General features: G+C 45.0%; 2 protein-coding genes. One reads left to right on the top strand and one right to left on the bottom strand.

Translation table 11 applies throughout. The annotated features are described in order from the left end of the window. Window positions 1-430 precede the first annotated feature (430 nt). A complete protein-coding gene (locus A3849_RS31055; RefSeq protein WP_218619284.1) occupies window positions 431-1228 on the top strand; it encodes a M15 family metallopeptidase in 798 nt (265 codons plus the stop codon). A gap of 11 nt (window positions 1229-1239) precedes the next feature. On the opposite strand, the gene A3849_RS31050 is transcribed toward A3849_RS31055, so the two are convergent. Continuing rightward, on the bottom strand, window positions 1240-2273 hold a 1034-nt coding region (locus A3849_RS31050), incomplete at its 5' end, for an ABC transporter substrate-binding protein (RefSeq protein WP_306010729.1).

The raw sequence follows: 2273 nt of genomic DNA, 5'->3' as shown, positions 1-2273 counted from the left end.
TGGTGAACGTCTAGCCCCGCGCATCTTTCTAAAATCGCCTCCATCCACATCACCCCTGGAATCAGTTTGACGCAGGTCATGTACCCTCAAGTAAAAGGATTTTTATACACGTGCTCATAGCAACAATTGGCGGTACTCGTGGGATACAATCGGCCGGTTTGGGACTCAGAGTATGTCCTACCAAAAAAGCCTCGGCCTGTGACCTGCACTTCCATTATGGAAGACACAGATTCACAAGCCAAGACATTTTCATTCATGATGGTGGCCGTCAGGCCATGTTAGTTTGGGACAGCCCCTTTTTGCAATAATTACAATTATTGGTCAAAGAGTGGTAAAATAAAAATCACACTTGAAATAGATATCCATTTATTCGTAAATCATAACCTGAATTAATCCAGTCGGCGTTTATGGAAGAAAGGGGGAATGGAAAATGAGAATCTGCAAGGATAGGCTTAAACGAAGTACGACGATCCTGATCCTCCCTCTTTCACTCATCGTCAGCTTGAGTGCTGCACTTATGCTTCATAGGAGTTCTGCTTCCGCTACGGACATAGAGAAGCCGGGACATGAGGTGGGTGCTTCAGCATTCCAACAGGTTAAAGTGCAGAAAAAAAACAATCTGCCTGAAGGATTCGTATACCTGGATGAGATGATTCCTGATGCGCAATATGAAATACGTTATTTCAGTGAGAACAATTTTACGGGATCACGCGTTGAAGGATACAAGGCGCCGCTGGCGATCTTTTCACAAGTGGGGGCCAGAGCATTACAGGCTGTCAGTGATGACCTGGCCCGCAAGGGGTATATTTTAAGAATTTATGATGCCTACCGTCCACAAAAAGCAGTGGATGATTTTGTCTCATGGTCAAAGGATGTAGCTGACATCAAGATGAAGCAGCAGTATTATCCCAAACTGGACAAGCGCAACCTGTTTAAGCTGGGCTTTATCGCTAAGAAGTCAGGGCATACCAGAGGCGGTACGATTGATCTGACATTGGCGTATGCCAAAACGGGCAACCTGGTGGATATGGGCAGCCCGTATGATTTTTTTGGCGAGATTTCTTATTACAATACTTCTCTCATCAGCAAGACACAGCATGCCAACCGTAAAATCCTGAAGGATGCTATGATTATGCACGGATTCAAGCCGTACAGCAAAGAATGGTGGCATTTCACCCTGATCAAGGAGCCTTTTCCATCTAAGTACTTCAACTTTGATGTAGAGTAAGCTGGGTAAGATTACTTAGCCATTAATTTCGGCAATTCTTCAAGAAGACGTGTTCGTGTAATGATATCATCGAAATTCCATTTACTGTCGGCAGAGTAGGTATTACCGTTCTTGACTGCCGGGACAGACTTCCAGATGGGACTGCTCTGCAGTTCATCCAAAGCTGAAACAGTTTCCCCAGTCTCATCTCCAAGGATAAAGAGGTGCTCTCCTGCAAATGAGGGTAGAACTTCTTCCGAAATTTCGCTGAACAGCTCTCCTTGATCAATCAGTTGCTGAACCTTGGGATTTGGAGTGAATCCCAGCATGTCGTACAGTGATACTGATATCCCTTGATGTCCCATTACATATAACGTTTTTCCGAGCTGTAGGAACACTGTCGCAGTCTTATCCCTCTGTGTATCCAGCTTTAATTGTGATTTGACAATTGCGGCTTCAGTTTCATAGGCCTTAATCTTTTGCTCTGCGATATCTTCCTTGCCCAAAACTTCAGCGATTTGCCTCAATCTTGCATATGTACCGGTTTCACCTATTACAACTGTCGGGGCAATATCCGCCAGTGATTTCAGTCCAGCCTCGTCCCAATCATTGAAAATGATGAGATCGGGGTTATGCGAGAGAACTTTCTCCGGCGAATATGGGTAGCCTATGTCATCAATACCTTCGAGCAAATCAGCATAAGCTACTTGTGATGCGATAACACTGAGGCTAGCTCCCACAGGTTTTACACCCAGTGCAAGCAGGTCACCCGGATCACTCCCGACATAGATTATCTTTTGGGGATTGACAGGGATTTCAACCTGCCGGCCCTTGGAATCGGTGAAATTGCGGGTAACGTCAGTATCTACTGTATTCGTAGTACCCGATGAAACAGATTGTTCATTCTGAGCGGAGTTTGCACTGGCTGCAGTAGAAGCTGCATTTTGATTGCTGGTAGTATTGCCTCCGCAGGCGGTTACTAGCAGGATGAAAAGAAGCGTAGCACTCAGTAATGCACATGATTTGATTTTTAACATTAAACACAAAGCCCCTCTCAATAATAATG

It is taken from the genome of Paenibacillus sp. P46E, assembly GCF_001909095.1.
Taxonomy (GTDB): Bacteria; Bacillota; Bacilli; order Paenibacillales; family Paenibacillaceae; genus Paenibacillus_AQ; species Paenibacillus_AQ helianthi.
The sequence above is the reverse complement of the archived record's forward strand: the minus strand, read 5'-3'. Positions and strand labels throughout refer to the sequence as shown.